The organism is Streptomyces sp. NPDC042201, from assembly GCF_055582185.1.
The window spans coordinates 365,634-384,023 of the sequence record NZ_JBVJDS010000005.1 but is presented as its reverse complement, the minus strand read 5'-3'; the positions used below and the strand labels follow the sequence as shown (position 1 = coordinate 384,023).

Below are 18,390 nucleotides of genomic sequence, written 5' to 3'. Positions count from 1 at the left end.
TCTGCACGATTCGGCTGGCTCGCAGGGACGCGCGGGTGCAGCGGCCGTCAACACGTCTGAGGAGACAGTGCTGTGACCGGGATCAAGACGACCGGCGAGAAGAAGCTGATGCTCTTTTCCGGCCGCGCCCACCCCGAGCTGGCCGAGGAGGTCGCGCAACAGCTGGGTGTCGGCATCGTGCCGACCAAGGCTTTCGATTTCGCCAATGGTGAGATCTATGTCCGTTATCAGGAGTCGGCGCGCGGTGCGGACTGTTTCCTGATCCAGAGCCATACCGCTCCGATCAATAAATGGATCATGGAGCAGCTGATCATGATCGATGCTCTGAAGCGGGCTTCGGCCCGGAGCATCACGGTGATCGTTCCGTTCTACGGTTATGCCCGGCAGGACAAGAAGCACCGTGGGCGTGAGCCGATTTCGGCCCGCCTGGTGGCGGATCTGATGAAGACGGCGGGCGCTGACCGGATTCTGACGGTGGATCTGCACACGGATCAGATCCAGGGCTTCTTCGACGGTCCGGTGGATCATCTTTTCGCGCTGCCGGTGCTCGCGGACTATGTGGCGGGGAAGGTGGACCGGTCGAAGCTGACGGTCGTCTCCCCGGACGCGGGCCGGGTGCGGGTCGCGGACCGCTGGTGCGACCGGCTGGGTGCGCCGCTGGCGATCGTGCACAAGCGGCGTGACAAGGATGTCGCGAATCAGGTGACGGTCCATGAGGTCGTGGGCAATGTGTCGGGCCGGGTGTGTGTGCTGGTCGACGACATGATCGACACCGGTGGCACGATCTGCGCCGCGGCGGACGCGCTGTTCGCGCACGGCGCGGAGGATGTCATCGTGACGGCGACGCACGGGGTGCTGTCCGGTCCGGCGGCGGACCGGCTGAAGAATTCGAAGGTCAGTGAGTTCGTCTTCACGAATTCGCTGCCGGATCCGGGCAATCTGGAGCTGGACAAGATCACGGTGCTGTCGATCGCGCCGACGATCGCGCGCGCGGTGCGTGAGGTCTTCGAGGACGGTTCCGTGACCAGCCTCTTCGAGGAGCAGGCGTAGTCGTACGGCCTGGTGTCCGCCCCGGTTCCCGGGTGCGGGTGATCGATTTCTGAGGCGGCCTCCCCGCCGGGTAGACTCACGGAGTTGCTCGGCGAGGGAGGCCGCACTCATGTGCGGCGGTCCGTTATCGACGCGCTCTTCGTAGCAGGCCTCGTGGCCGGGTGACGGCCGATTTCCTGTCATCTACGAGGAGTGCAGCCATGGCTGAAGTGAAGATCAGCGCCGAGATCCGTACCGAGTTCGGCAAGGGCGCCGCCCGCCGTACCCGTCGCGCCAACAAGGTCCCCGCGGTCATCTACGGCCACGGCGCCGACACCGTCCACGTGACCCTGCCGGGCCATGACCTGATGATGGCGCTCAAGACCGCGAACGCGCTGATCGGCCTCGACATCGAGGGCCGCAGCGAGCTGGTCATCCCGAAGGCCGTCGTGCGTAACCCGATCAAGGGCTTCATCGAGCACGTCGACCTGCTCGCGGTGAAGCGCGGCGAGAAGGTCACCGTCGAGGTCGCGGTGCACACCGAGGGCGAGCTGGCGCCGGGCGCCAACCTGCTGGAGAACGTGCTCAACACGCTGACCGTCGAGGCCGAGGCCACGCACATCCCGGACTCGGTGACGGTCTCCGTCGCGGGTCTGGACGCCGGTGCGTCGATCCTCGCGAAGGATGTCCCGCTGCCGTCCGGCACCACGCTGGTCACGGACGAGGACGCGGTGGTCATCCAGATCCTGTCGGCGCAGGCCGAGGAGCCGGCGGCTGAGGGCGCCGAGGGCGCGACTGAGGGCGCCGAGGCCTGATCCTCGGGCTGTTCCCTGCGGGGTGGCGGGCCGCGGCCCGCCACCCCGTTCGCCTGTGAAGAACCCGACCTGACGAACGCCGGTACGCGAGGAGACGCAGCGCGCGATGACGACGGATGCCAACGCCCCCTGGCTGATCGTGGGCCTGGGGAACCCCGGTCCTGGCTACGCGGCCAACCGGCACAATGTCGGGTTCATGGTGGCCGACCTGCTGGCGGAGCGCATCGGCGGCTCGTTCAAGCGGGCGCAGAAGGCGCAGGCCCAGGTGATCGAGGGCCGGATCGGTGCGCCTGGTCCGAGCAATCGCCGGGTGGTGCTGGCGAAGCCCGGCTCGTACATGAACCTGTCCGGTGGTCCTGTGGTGGGGCTGCGTGATTTCTACAAGGTGCCGACGGCGAACATCGTCGCGATCCACGACGAGCTGGACATCGACTACGGCGTGCTGCGGCTGAAGCTGGGCGGCGGGGACAACGGGCACAACGGTCTGAAGTCGATGACGAAGGCGATGGGTCCTGACTACCACCGGGTGCGGTTCGGGATCGGCCGTCCGCCGGGCCGGATGCAGGTGGCGGATTTCGTGCTGAAGGATTTCTCGCCGGCGGAGCGCAAGGAGCTGGGGTACTTCGTCGACCGTGCGGCCGATGCGGTGGAGGCTCTGGTGATCGAGGGCCTGGAGCGGGCGCAGAGCACGTACAACTCCTGACAAGAGCCCGCATTCCGCGGTCGTGGGTTGACCGGGCGCGGTCGCATGGCCAAGGATCCGGCCCCATGTTCAGCCGTTCCGGGGGACGCCCCCAGACCTCCAGGGCCTCGTCGGCTCCCAGAACCTCGTCGCACCTCATGCTGTCGTTCGGCCGCCGTGCCGCGATGGGCTGTGTGGCCCTTCTGCTGCTCGTGGCGGGCGTCTGGTCGTCCTGGGGCGACGCGCAGCATGTGATGCTCGCCCAGGGCCGTGAGCACGGCACCCTCGCGGTCTCGGGCTGCGAGGACGGGGTGTGTACCGGGGCGTACGACCCCGAGGGGCCCGCAGGACCGCGTGGCGGGATGACGATCGAGCAGTCGGCGGCCGTCAAGAAGGGCGAGCGGTTCGCGGTGGTGGTGCGGCCGGACAGCGATGAGCTGGTCCGTACCGGCACGACGGGTCTGCTGTACGCCTGGGTGCCGCTCGGCGGTGCGCTGCTGCTGGCGTCGCTGGTCATCGGCGGCGGGCTGCGTCTGACCCGGGTGGCCTGGGGTACGGCGCTGGCGGGCGCGGCGCTGCTGCTGGCCGCGTTCTTCGCTCTCTGACCGGGGAGCCCCCGTACGAGACTGCCCCCGCCCCGGAATCCCGGAGCGGGGGCAGTCGTCGGTCGGACAGCGGTCGTCGGACGAACGGCGGTCGTCGGACGAACGGCGGTCGTCGGACGAACGGCGGTCGTCGGTCGGACAGCGGTCGTCGCACGAACGGCGTCAGCCGGTGTTGCGCAGTCCCGCCGCGACTCCGTTGACCGTCAGCAGCAGCGCCCGCGCGAGCAGCGGGTCCGGTGCCTCGTCCCGCGCCGCCGCCTCGCGCTGGCGGGCCAGCAGCGAGACCTGGAGGTAGGAGATCGGGTCCAGGTAGGCGTCGCGGATGGAGAAGGTCTGCTGGAGGACCGGGTTGGAGTCGAGGAGCTTCTCTCCGCCGGTGATCCGGAGGACTTCCTGCACGGTGAGGGCGTGTTCGGCCTCGATGTCCGTGAAGACGTGCTTCAGGTCGTCGGACACCAGGGTGTCGACGTAGTGGCGGGCGATCCTGAGGTCGGTCTTGGCGAGCGTCATCTCGACGTTCGAGAGGAAGTTCTGGAAGAAGTGCCACTGCTCGTACATCTCGTCGAGCACCGTGTCGAGTCCGGCCTCGCGCAGCGCCTTCAGGCCGGAGCCGACTCCGAACCAGCCGGGCACGATCTGCCGCGACTGCGTCCAGCCGAAGACCCAGGGGATGGCCCGCAGCCCGTCCAGGCCCGCGCCCGAGTCGGGCCGCCGTGAGGGCCGGGAGCCGAGGTGCAGGTCGGCGAGCTGGCCGACGGGCGTGGAGGCGAAGAAGTACGCGGGCAGGTCCGGGTCCTCGACCAGCCCGCGGTACGCGGCGTGCGCGGCGTCCGAGACGGTGTCCATCGCCGCGTCCCAGCGGGCCAGGGCTTCGTCGGACTGGCGGGGTGCGGTGTGCAGCGCCGAGGCCTGGAGGGTGGCGGCGACCGTCAGCTCCAGGTTCTCCCTGGCCAGGGACGGGATCAGATACTTGTCGGAGATGACCTCGCCCTGCTCGGTCACCTTGATCTCGCCTTCGAGGGTGCCCCACGGCTGCGCGAGGATCGCGTCGTGCGAGGGGCCGCCGCCGCGGCCGACGGTGCCGCCGCGGCCGTGGAAGAGCCGCAGCCGTACGCCGTGGCGGTGGGCGACGTCACGCAGCCGGCGCTGGGCCCGGTGGATCTCCCACTGGGAGGTGGTGATGCCGCCGAACTTGGAGGAGTCGGAGTAGCCGAGCATGACCTCCTGGACGTCGCCGCGCAGGGAGACGAGCCGGCGGTAGGAGGGGTCGACGAGCATCTCGTCGAGGATGACGTCGGCGGCGCGCAGCTCGTCGGTGGTCTCCAGCAGCGGCACGATGCCGATCTTCGCCCAGCCGCCGTGCAGGTCGAGGAGGCCGGCTTCGCGGGCCAGGACGGCCGCGGCGAAGACGTCGTCGGCGCCCTGGCACATGGAGATGATGTACGACTCGATGACCTCGGGGCCGAACCGTTCGAAGGCCTGCCGGACGGTGTGGAAGACACCGAGAGTCTTCTCGCCCGCGGCGTCGAGCGGTGCCGGGGTGGGGGCGAGCGGGCGGCGGGAGCGCAGTTCCTTGGCGAGGAGCTTCTGCCGGTAGTCGCGCGGCATGTCGCTGTAGCGCCAGGACTCTTCGCCGAGCCGGTCGAAGAGCTGTCCGAGCGCGTGGTGGTGGGCGTCCGCGTGTTCGCGTACGTCCATGGTGGCGAGCTGGAGTCCGAAGGCGGCGAGGGTGCGGATCGTGCGGTCCATGCGGCCGTCGGCGAAGAGCCCGCCGCGGTGCTCGCGCAGCGAGGTCTGGATCAGGGTGAGGTCGTCGAGCAGTTCGGCGGTGCCGAGGTAGTCGCGGCCGTCGGTGTGCGGGGTGCCCTGGGCGAGGCGCTCGCGGGTGTTGACGAGCTTCTGGCGGATGCAGGTCGCCTTGAGGCGGTACGGCTCTTCGGCGTTGAGCCGCTTGTAGCGGGGGCTGATCTCGGGGAGCCGTTCCAGGTCGTCCTGGAGCGAGGTGAGCAGCTCTTCGGTGGCGCCGGTGTAGCGGATGGAGTTGGAGAGCTGGCCGCGCAGCTGGTCGACGAGTTCGAGGGCGTCGGTGATGCCGTGCTCGTGCTGGAGGATCAGCACCTCGCGGGTGACCTCGGGGGTCACGTTGGGGTTGCCGTCGCGGTCGCCGCCGATCCAGGTGCCGAAGGTCAGCGGGCGGGTGCCGGGGGGCAGTTCGACGCCGACGCGTTCCAGTTCGCCGACGAGGTCCTCCAGGACGTCGCCGACGGCGCCGGCGTGGAGTTCGTCGAGGTAGTAGATGGCGTTGCGGGCTTCGTCGGCCGGCTCGGGCCGTACGACGCGCAGTTCGTCGGTCTGCCAGATGAGGTCGATGGACTCGGCGAGCCGCAGGTCGTGGCGGCGCCGGTCGGCGGAGATGACGGGTACTTCGAGCAGCTCGGCGATGCGGCGGAGCTTGTTCAGTACGGAGCGGCGGGCGGCTTCCGTGGGGTGCGCGGTGAAGACGGGCCGTACGTTGAGGTTCTTCACGGTCTCGCGCAGATGGTCCGGGTCGGCGTCCTTGAGCCGGTCGGCGGTGCGGGCCAGCAGCCCGCCCTCGGCGGCGCGCCGGTCGCGCATTTCACGGCCTCGGTGGACCTGTTCGGTGACGTTGGCCAGGTGGAAGTAGGTGGAGAAGGCGCGTACCAGCTTGGCCGCGGTTTCCAGGTCGGTGTCCCCGAGCAGCTCGGCGGCGGCTTCGCCGTCCTCGCGGGTCAGCGCGCGGACGCGCTCGACGAGTTCGAGGAGCTCCGGGCCTTCTTGCCGTACGAGGGTCTCGCCCAGCAGGTCACCGAGACGGCGGATGTCGGAGCGCAGCTCCGCGCTGGCGGAAGGGGTCTGGTCGGCACTGCTCACAGGTGCGGCTCCTTGCAGTGTTTGAGCACGTCTGGAGGTTTTCTGGAGACTTCAGGCCGTCCGGTATTGGAGGGGCGGCGTCGGACGGCCTGGCGGACCGCGCTGTCCGACGACACCAGGATAGGTGGCCTTCCCCTGGCGTTATCCACAGGACCTCTTGTCGCGGCGTTCGGCGCTGCCATACTTACGATGCCGTAGGTTACGCACCCGTATCCGGGCATCTGCCGTATCCCTCATCCCCAGGGGCCCCCATGACCGCAACCCCCGACGACGTGATCGAAGACCCCTCCACACCTCCCCCCTCCGCTGATGGCTCCCCGCTTCCCTCCGCCACGCTCGGCGGGGACAGCAAGCGGTCCATCGAGCAGATCGCTCTGCTGCTCTTCATCGCCGTGCCCTTCGTCGCCCTGCTCGCGGCGGTGCCGCTGGCCTGGCGCTGGGGCGGCGTGAGCTGGCTCGATCTGGGCCTGATGGTGGCGATGTACTACATCGGCTGCCATGGCATCACGATCGGCTTCCACCGCTATTTCACCCATGGCTCGTTCAAGGCGAAGCGTCCGCTGCGGATCGCGCTCGCCGTGGCCGGTTCGCTCGCCGTGGAAGGTCCGCTGGTCCGCTGGGTGGCGGACCACCGCAAGCACCACAAGTTCTCGGACGCGGAGGGTGACCCGCACTCCCCGTGGCGGTTCGGCGAGTCGCTCCCCGCCCTGATGAAGGGGTTGTGGTGGGCGCACATCGGCTGGCTGTTCGACGAGGAGCAGACGCCGCAGCAGAAGTACGCCCCTGATCTGATCAGGGATCCGGCCATCCGGGCGGTCTCCCGGCAGTTCGCGCTGTGGACGGTCGTGTCGCTGGCGATCCCGCCGCTGGTGGGCGGGCTGGTGACGATGTCCTGGTGGGGCGCTTTCACGGCGTTCTTCTGGGGGTCACTGGTTCGGGTGGCGCTGCTGCACCATGTGACCTGGTCGATCAATTCGATCTGTCACGCGGTCGGCAAGCGTCCGTTCAAGTCGCGTGACCGCTCGGGCAATGTGTGGTGGCTGGCCGTGCTGTCCTGCGGCGAGTCGTGGCACAACCTGCACCACGCGGACCCGACCAGCGCGCGGCACGGCGTGCTGCGGGGCCAGGTCGATTCCAGCGCCCGGCTCATCCGCTGGTTCGAGCAGTTCGGCTGGGCGTCCGACGTCCGCTGGCCGAGCGCTTCCCGGCTGGACTCCCGGCGCAAGGGCGCACCCTCCAACGCGGCATGATGGGCATTGTGGCGACCGACGGCAGTACCAGCAGCGCGGGCAGCACCGACAAGGGCCGGGCCCCGGCGGGCCGGCGGGCGCGCCGGGTCCGTATGACCGGTGCGGAACGGCGCGAACAGCTGCTGGACATCGGCCGCAAGGTCTTCGCCGAGAAGGGTTTCGAGGCGACATCGGTCGAGGAGATCGCGGCGAAGGCCGGGGTCTCCAAGCCCGTCGTCTATGAGCATTTCGGCGGCAAGGAGGGGCTGTACGCGGTGGTGGTCGACCGCGAGATGCGCCAGCTGATGGACATGGTGACCAGCGCGCTGACCGCCGGCCACCCCCGTGAGCTGCTGGAGCAGGCCGCGTTCGCGCTCCTCGACTACATCGAGACGTATACGGACGGCTTCCGCATCCTGGTGCGTGACTCGCCGGTCGCGCAGTCCACGGGCACGTTCGCCTCGCTGATCAGCGATATCGCCACGCAGGTCGAGGACATTCTCGGCATGGAGTTCAAGGCCCGCGGCTTCGATCCGAAGCTGGCTCCGCTGTACGCGCAGGCCCTGGTGGGCATGGTGGCGCTGACCGGCCAGTGGTGGGTGGACGCCCGCCGCCCGAAGAAGTCGGAGGTGGCCGCGCATCTGGTGAATCTCGCCTGGCACGGCCTGGAGGGCCTGGAACCCAAACCCCGCCTCATCGGCCACCGCAAGAACTAGCGCCCCTCCCGGCACTGGCCCTCACGCCCGGGTGATCGCCTCGCCGATGACGAAGCCCTTGGCGGGGCCGTCCGGGATGATCGCGTCGCTGCCGTAGGGGACGCGGTGCTCGTCGGCGTAGGTCGCCTTCTTGGTGTCGGGAGCGGTCAGCACGACGACGGTTCCCTCGCCGTCGTGGTCGTCGATGAGCACGTACAGCGGAATGCCGGCGCGGGCGTACTCGCGACGCTTGCGGACCCGGTCGCGCTCGGTGTTCCGATGGCCGGGCGAGACGACTTCGATGACCAGGGGGACTCCGTCGGAGTCGACGCCGAGATCCTCTTCGTCGGGAATTTCGTCCAGGTCCAGCGGCGCGACGAAGAGGTCGGGGATCCAGGACTTCCGGCGGTGGATGACGTTGACATCCTGGTACGGCGCGAAGTCGCTGCCTTCCAGATGGCTCTCCAGCGCGCGCCGGAGACGGTTGATGAGCACGCCATGACGACGGCGACCGGTCGGCGACACTTCGATGGCTCCCTCGATGATCTCGGCCCGGTAGCCCTCGGGGAGTTCCATGGCCTTCCACGTCTGCCACAGGAACTCGTCCAGGTCGGAGACCGGCAACTCGTTCGTCACCGGCATCACCTCGTGTGCGAGAGCGGTCATCGTGAAGCACCTCCTCCATCAGTGTGGGCGCAGGCACCACTACGGCACAAGCGACACCAGGACGCTACGACCCGCCTCGCCCCCCGTGCGAGGCAGTGCGTGTCGATCATCAGAAAGAGTGACGTCGGGCCGTCGGGTCAGGCGGGGGTGTGGGCTGTGGCGAAGATGCGGCGGAAGGGGAACACCGTGCCGTGCGGTCCCGGTGGGTAGGCATCGCGGAGCAGTGCGCGGTACTGGCCGGTGAACTCCTCCGTGGCCTCGTCGTCGCCGGCGAGCGCCGTCAGGACGGGGCGCAGGGCGGTGCCCTTGACCCAGTCGAGTACCGGGTCCTCGCCGGTGAGGAGCTGGAGGTAGGTGGTCTCCCAGACGTCCGTCGCGCAGCCGAGGTCCGTGAGGCGCGTGAGGTAGTCCGCGGGCTCCAGGACCCTCATGACACGCCCGCCCGGGTGGTCGAGCCGCTCGCGCCAGCGCGGGCTGTCGCAGAGCTCGGCGAGCAGGGTGTGGCTGGGCGAGGAGAAGTTGCCGGGGACCTGGAAGGCGAAGGTGCCGCCGGGGGCGAGGGCGGCGATCCAGCGGGCGAAGGAGTCGGGGTGGTTCGGCACCCATTGCAGGGCCGCGTTGGAGACGATCAGGTCGTACGGCTCCTCGGGCGTCCAGTGCGCGGCGTCGGCGGTGCGGAAGTCCATGGTCCCGCCGCCCGCGGTGGGGCCTGCGTACTCCCGCTGGGCCCGGTCGAGCATCTCCGGCGAGTTGTCGAGGCCGGTGATGCGGGCGGCCGGCCAGCGGTCGGCGAGGAGCGCGGTGACATTGCCGGGTCCGCAGCCGAGGTCGGCGATCCTGGCGGGTCCGCCGCCGGCCGGCGGTTCGGGGATCCGGGCGAGCAGGTCCAGGAACGGGCGGGTGCGGTGCCCGGAGTGCCTGAGGTACTGCGCCGGATCCCAGGTCGGTGCGGAACGCATGGTCGAGCCCCTTCGCATGGTCGAGCGCCTTCGCGGCGACGGAACGACCGGGCGGAACGCCCCGCTCGCCCGGTGGGGCAAGCCTGCACCCCCATGTATCTTGACGTCAAGAGACTTCATGTCGAGGCACCCTCTACACTGATCGTCATGGAGGACGAGGTCGACCGACTGGTCGCAGCATGGCGCCGAGAACGCCCCGACCTCGACGTGGAACCGCTCGAGGTGCTCAGCCGCGTCAGCAGGCTGGCCCGACATCTCGACCGCGCGCGTCGGATCGCCTTCTCCGAGCACAGCCTGGAGCCCTGGGAGTTCGACGTACTGACGTCGCTGCGCCGTGCCGGAGCGCCGTACCAGCTCTCCCCCGGCCAGCTGCTGACCCAGACCCTGGTCACCTCGGGCACGATGACGAACCGCATCGACCGGCTGGCGAAGAAGGGCCTGGTCGAGCGGCTGCCGGACCCCAGCGACCGGCGCGGGGTGCTGGTCAGGCTCACGCCCGAGGGACAGGACCGCGCGGACCAGGCGCTCGCCGGGCTGCTCGCCCAGGAGCGCGCGATCCTCGCGGAGCTGTCCCGGGCGCAGCGAGGCGAACTGGCCGGGCTGCTACGCCAGTTGACCGCCCCGTTCGACAACGTCCCCGGCTAGCGGATCGGCCGCCAGGTCGGCGGGTCCTACGCCGGCCCGGCGGGCCAGGGCGACGGCGGCCAGCGTGGAGTGCACGCCCAGCTTCCCCAGCACGTTCTGCATATGGGTGCGGACGGTGTGCGGGGAGAGGAAGAGGCGCTCGGCGACCGCCTTGCGCCCCAGCCCCGCCACCATGCAGCGCAGCACCTCGCACTCGCGCGGGGTCAGCGACTCGACCAGCCGTTCGCTCTCCGTGCGGTGCTTGCGCGCGGCCGTCAGCTCCCGCAGGACGCCCGTGAGCAGGGCGGGCGGCAGATGTGTCTCGTCGCGCAGGACGCCCCGTATCACCGCGAGCAGCCGTTGCAGCGAGCAGTCCTTCGCGACCCAGCCGGAGGCGCCCGCCTGGAGCGCCAGCGCGGCGCGGCGCGGGTCGTCCCTCTCGGCGAGTACGACGATACGGACGGACGGCTGCCCCGAGCGGACCCCGGCGACCAGCGAGATGCCGTCGACCAGCGCCACGTCCCCGTTGTCGGGCACGGCGCGGGCGACGGGCACCTGGACGGCTCCCGCGACCGTGCCCAGATCGGCGTCGACGAGCATCACGTCGAAAGTGCGGCCCTCGGCCGCCGCCCGGTCCAGACAGCGCAGCGCGGCGGGGCCGCTGCCGGCCGCCGAGACGTCCACGTCGGGCTCGGCCGCGAGCGCGGCGGCGAGCGATTCGGCGAAGATACGGTGGTCGTCCACGACCAGAACCCGGATACGTACCAATGGACACCCCCTGAAGGTGGGGAGCGGACCGCGCGGAAACGGCGCCCGGTGCGTGGCGGTACGTCAGCGGCACGGCCCCCGCCGTGCGATGACCGCTACCCCGCTCCGAGCGTCGTACCCGACGTGTCTCCACCCCTGATCAGCACCGGCCCCCACCGGTGCTGTGCATCAGCGTACGGGCGCGGGCCCGGGGCGGAAGCACATTCGCAGAACTGATGGGCCTCGATGCTTGGACCGTCCGGTGATTGGGGGGTGGGTGAAGGAGCGGGTCGAGGGCGGAGTCCGGCAAGGCGGAGGAGGGAGCCCACGCGGAGCGTAGGCGACCGACGACAACGCCACCGGGCGACAGCCATCGGCACGCGACGCCGCCCCCCAATCACCGGACGGTCTTAGGCTGGGGCCCATGTTTCGTATGGAGACAGAAGTCGACAAGGAACGGCGTGCTGTGCTCGGCGAACGGCTGGGCGCGGCCAATTCTGACCGCTCGCCAGTGATGCGCGCGCTGCGGGACAGTCCGATGGGCGAGGAAGTCCCGCTCCATGTCTGGCTGTTCGAGGAGTCCGGGGGCGAGCTGGCCGGCGGGCTCACCGGCCGCACCTGGGCGCGCTGGCTCCACGTCGATCTGCTCTGGGTCGACGACCGGCACCGGGGCGCCCGCCTGGGCAGCCGCCTGCTGGCGGAGGCGGAGCGCCTGGCGCTGAAGGAGCGCGGCTGTGCCCGCTCGCGGCTGGAGACCTGGGACTTCCAGGCGCCGGGCTTCTACCAGAAGCAGGGGTACGAGATCGCGGGCCAGGTCGCGGACTATCCGCCGGGCGTGACCGAGTACATCCTGATCAAGTCCCTGGCCTGAGCCCGCAGACCTGGACGCGAGCGAGCGGGCAGGTCAGCTCAGGCGGTGCGCCCCCCTCGACGGGATCGCCGGGAAGATCCGGGGGGACATGTGCCCCGCCGTCGCGAACGCCTCCGTGACCGCCTTCGCTGTCGCGTCCGCGTCGGCCTCCTCCACCAGGACGATCGCCGAGCCGCCGAAGCCGCCGCCCGTCATCCGGGCTCCCAGCGCGCCGGCCGCCATGGCCGCGGTGACGACCAGGTCGAGTTCCGGGCAGGAGACCCGCAGGTCGTCGCGGAGCGAGGCGTGGCCCTCGACCAGCACCGGGCCGACGGCGCGGACGTCACCCGCGTCGAGGAGCGCGATGACCTGTTCGACCCGGTGGTCGTCGCTCACCACATGGCGGACGTAGCGGCGGACGTTCTCGCCCTCCCCCGCCAGCCGGCCGAGCGCCGCGCCCAGCTCCTCGTACGGGACGTCACGCAGCGCGGCGACCCCGAGCGCCCGCGCGCCCGCCTCGCACCCGGCGCGCCGCTCGGCGTACGCGCCGTCGCCGAGCGCGTGCTTGACCCGGGTGTCGACGACCAGCAGCTGGAGCCCCTGGGCCGCCAGGTCGAACGGCACCTGGCGCTGTGAGAGGTCGCGGGTGTCCAGGTAGAGCGCGTGCCCGTCGGTGCAGCACGCGGAGGCCATCTGGTCCATGACCCCGCAGGGCACACCGACGAAGTCGTTCTCGGCGCGCTGGGCGAGCACCGCCAGTTCGGCGCCGGACAGGCCGAGGCCGTACAGCTCGTTCAGGGCGAGGGCGGTGACGACCTCCAGCGCCGCGGAGGACGACAGGCCCGCGCCGGTCGGGACGGTCGACGCCAGATGGATGTCGGCGCCGCCGACCGGGTGGCCCGCCTCGCGCAGCGCCCAGACGACGCCCGCCGGATACCCCGCCCAGCCGCTGTCGGAGCGCGGGGCGAGTCCGGCGGCGTCGAGCTGGACCACGCCCTGGGGGACGTCCGCGGAGTGCAGCCGCAGGACCGTGTCGCTCCGGCGGGACACCGCGGCGACCGTGGTGTGCGGCAGCGCCAGCGGCATCACGAAGCCGTCGTTGAAGTCGGTGTACTCGCCGATCAGGTTCACCCGGCCGGGGGCCGCCCAGACTCCTTCGGGTCCGGCCCCGTACAGCTGGCGGAACTCCCGCGCGACACGGTCCGCGGCCACACTCTCACTCACCCTTGGGTCTCCTTCCGGCGTGCGAACGCCCACGCGTCCGCCACGATGCCCGACAGATCGGCGCGGCTCGGGGTCCAGCCGAGGCGGCGGTGCGCCGCGTCGGCGGAGGCGACCAGGACGGCGGGGTCGCCGTCGCGGCGCCCGGCCATCACCTCGGGCACGGGGTGCCCGGTGACCTCGCGTACGGTCTCGATGACCTCGCGGACCGAGAATCCGTTGCCGTTGCCGAGGTTGCAGATCAGGTGTTCGCCCTCCGCGGCCGCGTCCAGTGCGCGCAGATGGGCCTCGGCGAGGTCCGCGACATGGATGTAGTCACGGACGCAGGTGCCGTCCGGCGTCGGGTAGTCCTCGCCGTAGACGGAGATCGACTCGCGCCGGCCGAGGGCGACCTGCAGGACCAGCGGGATGAGATGCGACTCGGGGTCGTGCCGCTCGCCGACGACGGTGTCCGACAGCGTGCGGTACGCGCCCGCGACGTTGAAGTAGCGCAGGGAGACCGCCGCGAGGCCGTGCGCCGCGCACTCGCCGCTGATCATGTGGTCGACGGCGAGCTTCGTCGCGCCGTACGGACTGGTCGGCGCGGTCGGGTCGCTCTCCGTGATGGGCGTGGACTCGGGCTCGCCGTAGGTGGCGGCGGTGGAGGAGAAGACCAGCTTGCGCACTCCGGCGGAGCGCATCGCGGCCAGCAGCGCCATGGAGCCGCCGACGTTGTTCTCCCAGTACTTCTCGGGCTTGGCGACGGACTCGCCGACCTGCGAGAACGCGGCGAAGTGCAGCACCGCGTCGTACGAGGGGTCCAGCCACTTGGCCGCGTCCTGGATCCGGCCCTCGATGAATTCGGCGCCCGCGGGGACGCTCTCCCGGAAGCCGGTGGAGAGGTCGTCGAGCACGGTCACCTCGTGCCCTGCCTCCAGCAGATGCGCGGCCACCACGCTGCCGACATATCCCGCGCCACCCGTTACCAGGTACTTGTCGCTCACTCGCTCGCTACCTCTCGCAGTCGCTCTGCCGCGGCCTCCGGCGGCACATCGTTGATGAACACACTCATGCCGGATTCGGAACCCGCGAGAAACTTCAGCTTGCCGGAAGTGCGGCGCACGGTGAAAAGCTCGAGGTGAAGGGCGAAATCGAGCCGCCCGGCGGCCCGGAAGGGCGCCTGGTGCCAGGCCGCGACGTACGGCGTCGGCGGTTCGCCTTCGCCGAACAGCCGGTCGAAGCGCTTCAAGAGTTCCAGATACATCTGTGGGAACTCTGTGCGCGCCGCGTCGTCGAGGTCCCGCAGATCGGGCACCCGGCGCTTGGGGTAGAGGTGCGTCTCGTACGGCCAGTGCGCCGCGTACGGCACGAACGCCACCCAGTGCTCGCCCTCCAGCACCACCCGGGTGCCCTCGGCCCTCTCGCGCCCGACGATCTCGTCGAAGAGGTTGCCGCCGGTGCTGGCCCGGTGCTCCTCGACCGAGCGGAGCATCAGCGCGGTGCGCGGGGTGACGAAGGGATAGGCGTAGATCTGCCCGTGCGGATGGCCGAGGGTCACACCGATCTCGGCGCCGCGGTTCTCGAACGGGAAGACCTGCTCGACCTGCGGCAGCCCGGCCAGTTCCGCGGTGCGGTCGGTCCAGGCCGCCAGCACCAGAGCGGCCCGCTCCTCGGTGAGGTCGGCGAACGAGGCGTCGTGGTCGGAGGTGAAGCAGACGACCTCGCAGCGGCCGGCGTCCCCGGCGAGGGAGGGGAAGCGGTTCTCGAAGACGGCGACCTCGTACCCGTCGGCCGGAATCTCGCTGAGCCGGCCGTCGCCGGAGGGGCAGAGCGGGCACTCGTCGGCGGGCGGGTGGTACGTACGGCCCTGGCGGTGCGAGGCGATGGCGACCGCGTCGCCGAGCAGCGGGTCGCGGCGGATCTCCGAGGTGGTGGCGACGGGGCCGAGGGGCCGGTGGTCGACGGCGTCGCGCACGGCGTCGTCCCGGGAGTCGTAGTAGATCAGTTCGCGGCCGTCGGCGAGCCTCGTCACCGTCTTCTTCATCGATTGCCTCCCGGCCCACACTCAAACAGAACCGAACATAATTAATCACAAGCCAACAGCTGCGTCAACGGGCGCACGGTGGGCACACGAGCAGACGCCAACGACCGCCCAGCATCCGACCGCGACTTCTCTTGCGACGAAGCGAGTACCCCCATGCGATACCTGGCCGAAGGGCTCCGGCTCCCCACGAACGGGCTCGACTACACCATCCTGGCGATCTACTTCGTCGTGGTCCTCGGCATCGGGTTCGCCGCCCGGGCCAGCGTGAAGACCAGCCTCGACTTCTTTCTCTCCGGGCGCTCACTGCCGGCCTGGGTGACGGGGCTCGCCTTCGTCGCCGCCAACCTCGGCGCCACCGAGATCCTCGGCATGGCGGCGAACGGCGCGCAGTACGGCGTCTACACCGTGCACTGGTACTGGATCGGCGCCATCCCCGCCATGGTCTTCCTCGGCCTGGTGATGATGCCGTTCTACTACGGCTCGAAAGTGCGGTCCGTCCCCGAGTTCCTGCTGCACCGCTTCGGGCCCTCGTCCCACCTGCTCTCCTCGATCATCTTCGCGGTGTCGTCCGTACTGATCGCGGGCGTCAACCTCTACGCGATGGCGATCGTGCTGGAGGCGCTGCTCGGCTGGCCGGAGTGGGTCGCGATCGTCGTCGCGGGCTTCTTCGTCCTCGCGTACATCACCATCGGCGGCCTCTCCTCGGCGATCTACAACGAGGTGCTGCAGTTCTTCGTGATCCTCGCCGCGCTGATACCGCTGACCATCGTCGGCCTCAGAGCCTGTCGGGTGACCTTCGATCGGAGAGCGGACGCGGTCTGGTGCGTGTGATTCCAAGGCGCCGGGATGTCCTCGTAGCGGAGCTACTAGGATATTTCGGCAACGCGGGAAGCGCGCGTGCCAGGGCGTGGCCGCCCGATCAGAGGTCATCCGACAGGCTCTCAAGCGCGTCGGCGGCTGGGACGGTCTGACCGACTCCCTCACCGGCTCGCACGGCGGCGCGTTCCTCACCGCCTGGGAGGGCACCGGCATCGGCTCGCCGAACCCGCTCGGCGCGAACTGGCTGACCATCGTCCTCGGCCTCGGGTTCGTGATGAGCTTCGGCTACTGGACCACCAACTTCGCCGAGGTGCAGCGCGCGCTGTCCGCGAAGAACCTCTCCGCGGCCAGGCGCACCCCGCTGATCGCGGCCTTCCCCAAGATCCTCATACCCATGGTCGTGATCATTCCCGGCCTGATCGCGCTCGTCATGGAACCGACCCTGGGCAAGGCGGGCAGCGGTCTCCAGTACAACGACGCGATCCCGGTCCTCATGCGCGACCTGCTGCCGAACGGTGTGCTGGGCATCGCCGTGACCGGTCTGCTCGCCGCGTTCATGGCCGGTATGGCGGCCAACGTCTCCTCGTTCAACACCGTGTTCACGAACGACATCTGGGGCGCGTACCTCAAGAAGGACCGTCCGGACGCCTACTACCTCAAGACCGGACGCGTCGTCACGGCGGTCGGTGTGCTGATCGGCATGGGCACCGCGTTCATCGCGTCCAGCTTCAGCAACATCATGAACTACCTGCAGACGCTGTTCTCGTTCTTCAACGTCCCGCTGTTCGTGGTCTTCATCATCGGCATGTTCTGGAAGCGGACGACCCCGGCCGCCGGGTTCTGGGGCCTGCTCTCCGGCACGGTCGCCGCGATGGTGAACTACTTCTGGCTGTACAAGGGCGGGATCGTCGACATCCCCAGCGACCAGGGCGCGAACTTCGTCTCCTCCATCGTCGCGTTCGTCGTCGGCGCCGTGGTGATGGTCGTGGTCTCGTACGTGACGAAGCCCAAGCCGGTCGAGAAGCTGGCCGGCCTGGTGTACGGCAGCCGCTCGCCCGGGATGGACGAAGTCCCCGCCGAGGGCGACGACGCGTGGTACCGCAAGCCGGCCCTGCTGGGCTGGGGCGCGATCGTCCTCGCCGCCCTCTGCTACATCCCCTTCTCCTTCTGACCTTCTCCGTCTGACCGGCTTCCGACCGAGGCTGAGAGGAACGCATCACCATGAGCGACTACCAGAACGACGTCGAGGAACTGGAGGCCAAGTCCGCGACGGCGGCACGGCTCTTCGACATCCGCCGCATCATCGGCGGGCTCTTCGTCCTCTACGGGATCATCGTCACGATCGCCGGGATCACCGCGTCCGACGCCGATCTGAAGAAGGCGCAGGACATCAACATCAATCTCTGGACGGGCCTGGGCATGCTGGCCCTCGGCCTCTTCTTCCTGGTCTGGCTGAAGCTGCGCCCGACGGCGCCGCCCACCCCGCCGGCCGCTTCGGCCTCATCCCAGGACCAACCGGCCGAGTAACGGCCAGGTCGCAGGCACGGTCCGGGGCCGGACCTCACTCGCGCTGATCGCGAGGGTCCGGCCCCGTCGCCGTACCGCCCGGCGGCCGGGCCGGGCCCGCCCGGTCCAGCAGCCCCGTACGCGCGGCCAGCGCCGCCGCCTCCAGCCGGGAACCCACCCCCAGCTTCATCAGCACCCGCTGCACATGCGTCCTGGCGGTGCTGGGCGCGATGCCCATCCCGGCGGCGATCAGCCGGGTGTCCTCGCCCTCGGCGACCCGTACCAGCACCTCGATCTCGCGCGGCGTGAGCATCCCCAGCAGCCGCTGCCCCTCGTCGTCCGGCTGGGCCGCCGGGTTGAGCAGCTCGGCGAAAGCGCTCTGGAGCAGTTGCGGCGACACCGCGCTCTCCCCCGCCCGCGCCTTGACCATGGCCCGTTCGACGCCTTCGATGCGCTCGTCGTGGCGTACGTAGCCGGAGGCGCCGGCCGCGAAGGCCGCGGCGATCCCGCGCGGGCTGGGCACGGGCCCGAGCACCACCACGGCCACCTGCGGGCGGTCCCGCTTGATCCGTACGATCGGGTCGAAGACCCCCGGCTCGGCCGGTGTCGACGTGCCCAGCAGACACACCTCGGGCGCCCTGCTCACCACCAGCTCGGCCACGCCCGCCGTGGGCGCGGCCGCCGCGAGCACCCGGTGCCCGCGCAGTTTCAGAGCCGAGGCGAGCGCCTCGGCGAGCAGTCGGTGATCGTCGACCACCATGAGCCGCACGCCCATCGAGCACTCCCCCGTCCCCGCTCAACCCTGGCCCCCGGCCTCCTGACCCGGCAAGCTACACGCTTGTTCGACGTCGTGCGCCGCTTACCGGCGAGAAGCCCCCCGGATTGCCGAATTCGCCGCTATTCGGGACTAGTCGACGGGGAGTGCAGGTACGGGGGCAGTACGGCGCCGGTGTGGCGCGGGGCCCCGGCCGTGGTGTCGTCCACGGGCCGGGGCCCCGCGCCGCCGGGTGTGGGCCGGCTGCCGGTAC

The 18,390-nt window shown here is 70.2% G+C and carries 17 protein-coding genes and 2 pseudogenes; 11 read left to right on the top strand and 8 right to left on the bottom strand.

Annotated elements, in window-relative coordinates; all coding sequences use genetic code 11:
- Positions 1–72 precede the first annotated feature (72 nt).
- The 4 genes from ACZ6MZ_RS15350 (at position 73) to ACZ6MZ_RS15335 (ending at position 3,131) form a co-directional block, all read left to right on the top strand.
- Positions 73–1,050, top strand: coding sequence for a ribose-phosphate diphosphokinase (locus ACZ6MZ_RS15350; RefSeq protein ID WP_384191703.1), 978 nt, complete (start codon positions 73–75; stop codon positions 1,048–1,050).
- 200 nt (positions 1,051–1,250) lie between these two features.
- Positions 1,251–1,844 (top strand): 50S ribosomal protein L25/general stress protein Ctc, encoded by a 594-nt coding sequence (locus ACZ6MZ_RS15345; RefSeq protein WP_389789314.1) that lies wholly within the window; start codon positions 1,251–1,253, stop codon positions 1,842–1,844.
- Between the two features lie 106 nt (positions 1,845–1,950).
- On the top strand, positions 1,951–2,547 hold the full coding sequence (gene pth, locus ACZ6MZ_RS15340) for an aminoacyl-tRNA hydrolase (protein WP_384333724.1): 597 nt from the start codon (positions 1,951–1,953) through the stop codon (positions 2,545–2,547).
- A 65-nt stretch (positions 2,548–2,612) separates the two neighbouring features.
- Entirely contained in the window at positions 2,613–3,131 is a 519-nt protein-coding gene (locus ACZ6MZ_RS15335) for a hypothetical protein (RefSeq protein ID WP_384191713.1), read from the top strand.
- 162 nt (positions 3,132–3,293) lie between these two features.
- Here ACZ6MZ_RS15335 and ppc read toward each other — a convergent pair whose 3' ends face one another.
- Complete coding sequence (gene ppc, locus ACZ6MZ_RS15330) at positions 3,294–6,023, bottom strand: phosphoenolpyruvate carboxylase (RefSeq protein WP_384191716.1); 2,730 nt, start codon at positions 6,021–6,023, stop codon at positions 3,294–3,296.
- A gap of 251 nt (positions 6,024–6,274) precedes the next feature.
- Here ppc and ACZ6MZ_RS15325 point away from each other — a divergent pair, with 251 nt between their 5' ends.
- Together ACZ6MZ_RS15325 and ACZ6MZ_RS15320 are read left to right on the top strand one after the other, a co-directional pair.
- A complete protein-coding gene (locus tag ACZ6MZ_RS15325; protein WP_389789324.1) occupies positions 6,275–7,273 on the top strand; it encodes an acyl-CoA desaturase in 999 nt (332 codons plus the stop codon).
- A complete protein-coding gene (locus tag ACZ6MZ_RS15320; protein WP_384191723.1) occupies positions 7,270–7,968 on the top strand; it encodes a TetR/AcrR family transcriptional regulator in 699 nt (232 codons plus the stop codon). Before ACZ6MZ_RS15325 ends, ACZ6MZ_RS15320 begins: the two co-directional genes overlap by 4 nt.
- Positions 7,969–7,989: 21 nt before the next feature.
- On the opposite strand, the gene ACZ6MZ_RS15315 is transcribed toward ACZ6MZ_RS15320, so the two are convergent.
- Both ACZ6MZ_RS15315 and ACZ6MZ_RS15310 read right to left on the bottom strand, forming a co-directional pair.
- Positions 7,990–8,613 carry a Uma2 family endonuclease gene (locus ACZ6MZ_RS15315; protein WP_469352201.1) on the bottom strand — a complete coding sequence of 208 codons (624 nt, stop codon included), beginning with the start codon at positions 8,611–8,613 and terminating at the stop codon, positions 7,990–7,992.
- 137 nt (positions 8,614–8,750) lie between these two features.
- The gene (locus ACZ6MZ_RS15310; protein ID WP_469352199.1) at positions 8,751–9,572 is read right to left on the bottom strand and encodes a trans-aconitate 2-methyltransferase; all 822 of its coding nucleotides are present in this window, start codon (positions 9,570–9,572) and stop codon (positions 8,751–8,753) included.
- Positions 9,573–9,719: 147 nt separating this feature from the next.
- Here ACZ6MZ_RS15310 and ACZ6MZ_RS15305 point away from each other — a divergent pair, with 147 nt between their 5' ends.
- The gene (locus ACZ6MZ_RS15305) at positions 9,720–10,217 is read left to right on the top strand and encodes a MarR family winged helix-turn-helix transcriptional regulator (protein WP_384191729.1); all 498 of its coding nucleotides are present in this window, start codon (positions 9,720–9,722) and stop codon (positions 10,215–10,217) included.
- Here the strand turns inward: ACZ6MZ_RS15305 and ACZ6MZ_RS15300 are convergent.
- Positions 10,176–10,964: a LuxR C-terminal-related transcriptional regulator gene (locus ACZ6MZ_RS15300; RefSeq protein WP_469352197.1), complete on the bottom strand. Its 789-nt coding sequence runs from the start codon at positions 10,962–10,964 to the stop codon at positions 10,176–10,178. The genes ACZ6MZ_RS15305 and ACZ6MZ_RS15300 overlap by 42 nt on opposite strands.
- 403 nt (positions 10,965–11,367) lie before the next feature.
- Between ACZ6MZ_RS15300 and ACZ6MZ_RS15295 the strand changes: the two genes are divergently transcribed.
- Positions 11,368–11,814 (top strand): GNAT family N-acetyltransferase, encoded by a 447-nt coding sequence (locus ACZ6MZ_RS15295; protein ID WP_469352195.1) that lies wholly within the window; start codon positions 11,368–11,370, stop codon positions 11,812–11,814.
- A 33-nt stretch (positions 11,815–11,847) separates the two neighbouring features.
- Here the strand turns inward: ACZ6MZ_RS15295 and galK are convergent, their stop codons facing one another.
- The 3 genes from galK to galT are packed head-to-tail and all read right to left on the bottom strand — an operon-like array spanning position 11,848 to position 15,037.
- Positions 11,848–13,017, bottom strand: coding sequence for a galactokinase (galK, locus tag ACZ6MZ_RS15290; protein WP_469352193.1), 1,170 nt, complete (start codon positions 13,015–13,017; stop codon positions 11,848–11,850).
- Complete coding sequence (galE, locus tag ACZ6MZ_RS15285) at positions 13,014–13,997, bottom strand: UDP-glucose 4-epimerase GalE (protein WP_384191739.1); 984 nt, start codon at positions 13,995–13,997, stop codon at positions 13,014–13,016. Before galE ends, galK begins: the two co-directional genes overlap by 4 nt.
- Entirely contained in the window at positions 13,994–15,037 is a 1,044-nt protein-coding gene (gene galT, locus ACZ6MZ_RS15280) for a galactose-1-phosphate uridylyltransferase (RefSeq protein WP_469352191.1), read from the bottom strand. The genes galE and galT overlap by 4 nt, the downstream gene beginning before the upstream one ends.
- Positions 15,038–15,190: 153 nt before the next feature.
- Between galT and ACZ6MZ_RS15275 the strand changes: the two are divergent.
- The 3 genes and pseudogenes from ACZ6MZ_RS15275 to ACZ6MZ_RS15265 form a co-directional block, all read left to right on the top strand.
- Positions 15,191–15,811 (top strand): annotated as a pseudogene (locus ACZ6MZ_RS15275) (sodium:solute symporter family transporter); the annotation flags it as partial.
- Between the two features lie 166 nt (positions 15,812–15,977).
- Positions 15,978–17,027 (top strand): annotated as a pseudogene (locus ACZ6MZ_RS15270) (sodium:solute symporter family transporter); the annotation flags it as partial.
- A 50-nt stretch (positions 17,028–17,077) separates the two neighbouring features.
- Positions 17,078–17,383 (top strand): hypothetical protein, encoded by a 306-nt coding sequence (locus tag ACZ6MZ_RS15265; RefSeq protein ID WP_469352190.1) that lies wholly within the window; start codon positions 17,078–17,080, stop codon positions 17,381–17,383.
- Positions 17,384–17,417: 34 nt separating this feature from the next.
- Here the strand turns inward: ACZ6MZ_RS15265 and ACZ6MZ_RS15260 are convergent, their stop codons facing one another.
- A complete protein-coding gene (locus ACZ6MZ_RS15260; protein ID WP_384191747.1) occupies positions 17,418–18,137 on the bottom strand; it encodes a helix-turn-helix transcriptional regulator in 720 nt (239 codons plus the stop codon).
- Positions 18,138–18,390 lie beyond the last annotated feature (253 nt).

Coding starts and splice junctions, on each gene's coding strand:
- ACZ6MZ_RS15335 (WP_384191713.1), top strand. CDS start 2,613: ATGTTCAGCCGTTCCGGGGGACGCCCCCAGACCTCCAGGGCCTCGTCG.
- ACZ6MZ_RS15295 (WP_469352195.1), top strand. CDS start 11,368: ATGTTTCGTATGGAGACAGAAGTCGACAAGGAACGGCGTGCTGTGCTC.
- ACZ6MZ_RS15345 (WP_389789314.1), top strand. CDS start 1,251: ATGGCTGAAGTGAAGATCAGCGCCGAGATCCGTACCGAGTTCGGCAAG.
- ACZ6MZ_RS15265 (WP_469352190.1), top strand. CDS start 17,078: ATGAGCGACTACCAGAACGACGTCGAGGAACTGGAGGCCAAGTCCGCG.
- ACZ6MZ_RS15325 (WP_389789324.1), top strand. CDS start 6,275: ATGACCGCAACCCCCGACGACGTGATCGAAGACCCCTCCACACCTCCC.
- ACZ6MZ_RS15320 (WP_384191723.1), top strand. CDS start 7,270: ATGATGGGCATTGTGGCGACCGACGGCAGTACCAGCAGCGCGGGCAGC.
- ACZ6MZ_RS15310 (WP_469352199.1), bottom strand. CDS start 9,572: ATGCGTTCCGCACCGACCTGGGATCCGGCGCAGTACCTCAGGCACTCC.
- galT (WP_469352191.1), bottom strand. CDS start 15,037: ATGAAGAAGACGGTGACGAGGCTCGCCGACGGCCGCGAACTGATCTAC.
- ACZ6MZ_RS15260 (WP_384191747.1), bottom strand. CDS start 18,137: ATGGGCGTGCGGCTCATGGTGGTCGACGATCACCGACTGCTCGCCGAG.
- ACZ6MZ_RS15315 (WP_469352201.1), bottom strand. CDS start 8,613: ATGACCGCTCTCGCACACGAGGTGATGCCGGTGACGAACGAGTTGCCG.
- pth (WP_384333724.1), top strand. CDS start 1,951: ATGACGACGGATGCCAACGCCCCCTGGCTGATCGTGGGCCTGGGGAAC.
- ACZ6MZ_RS15305 (WP_384191729.1), top strand. CDS start 9,720: ATGGAGGACGAGGTCGACCGACTGGTCGCAGCATGGCGCCGAGAACGC.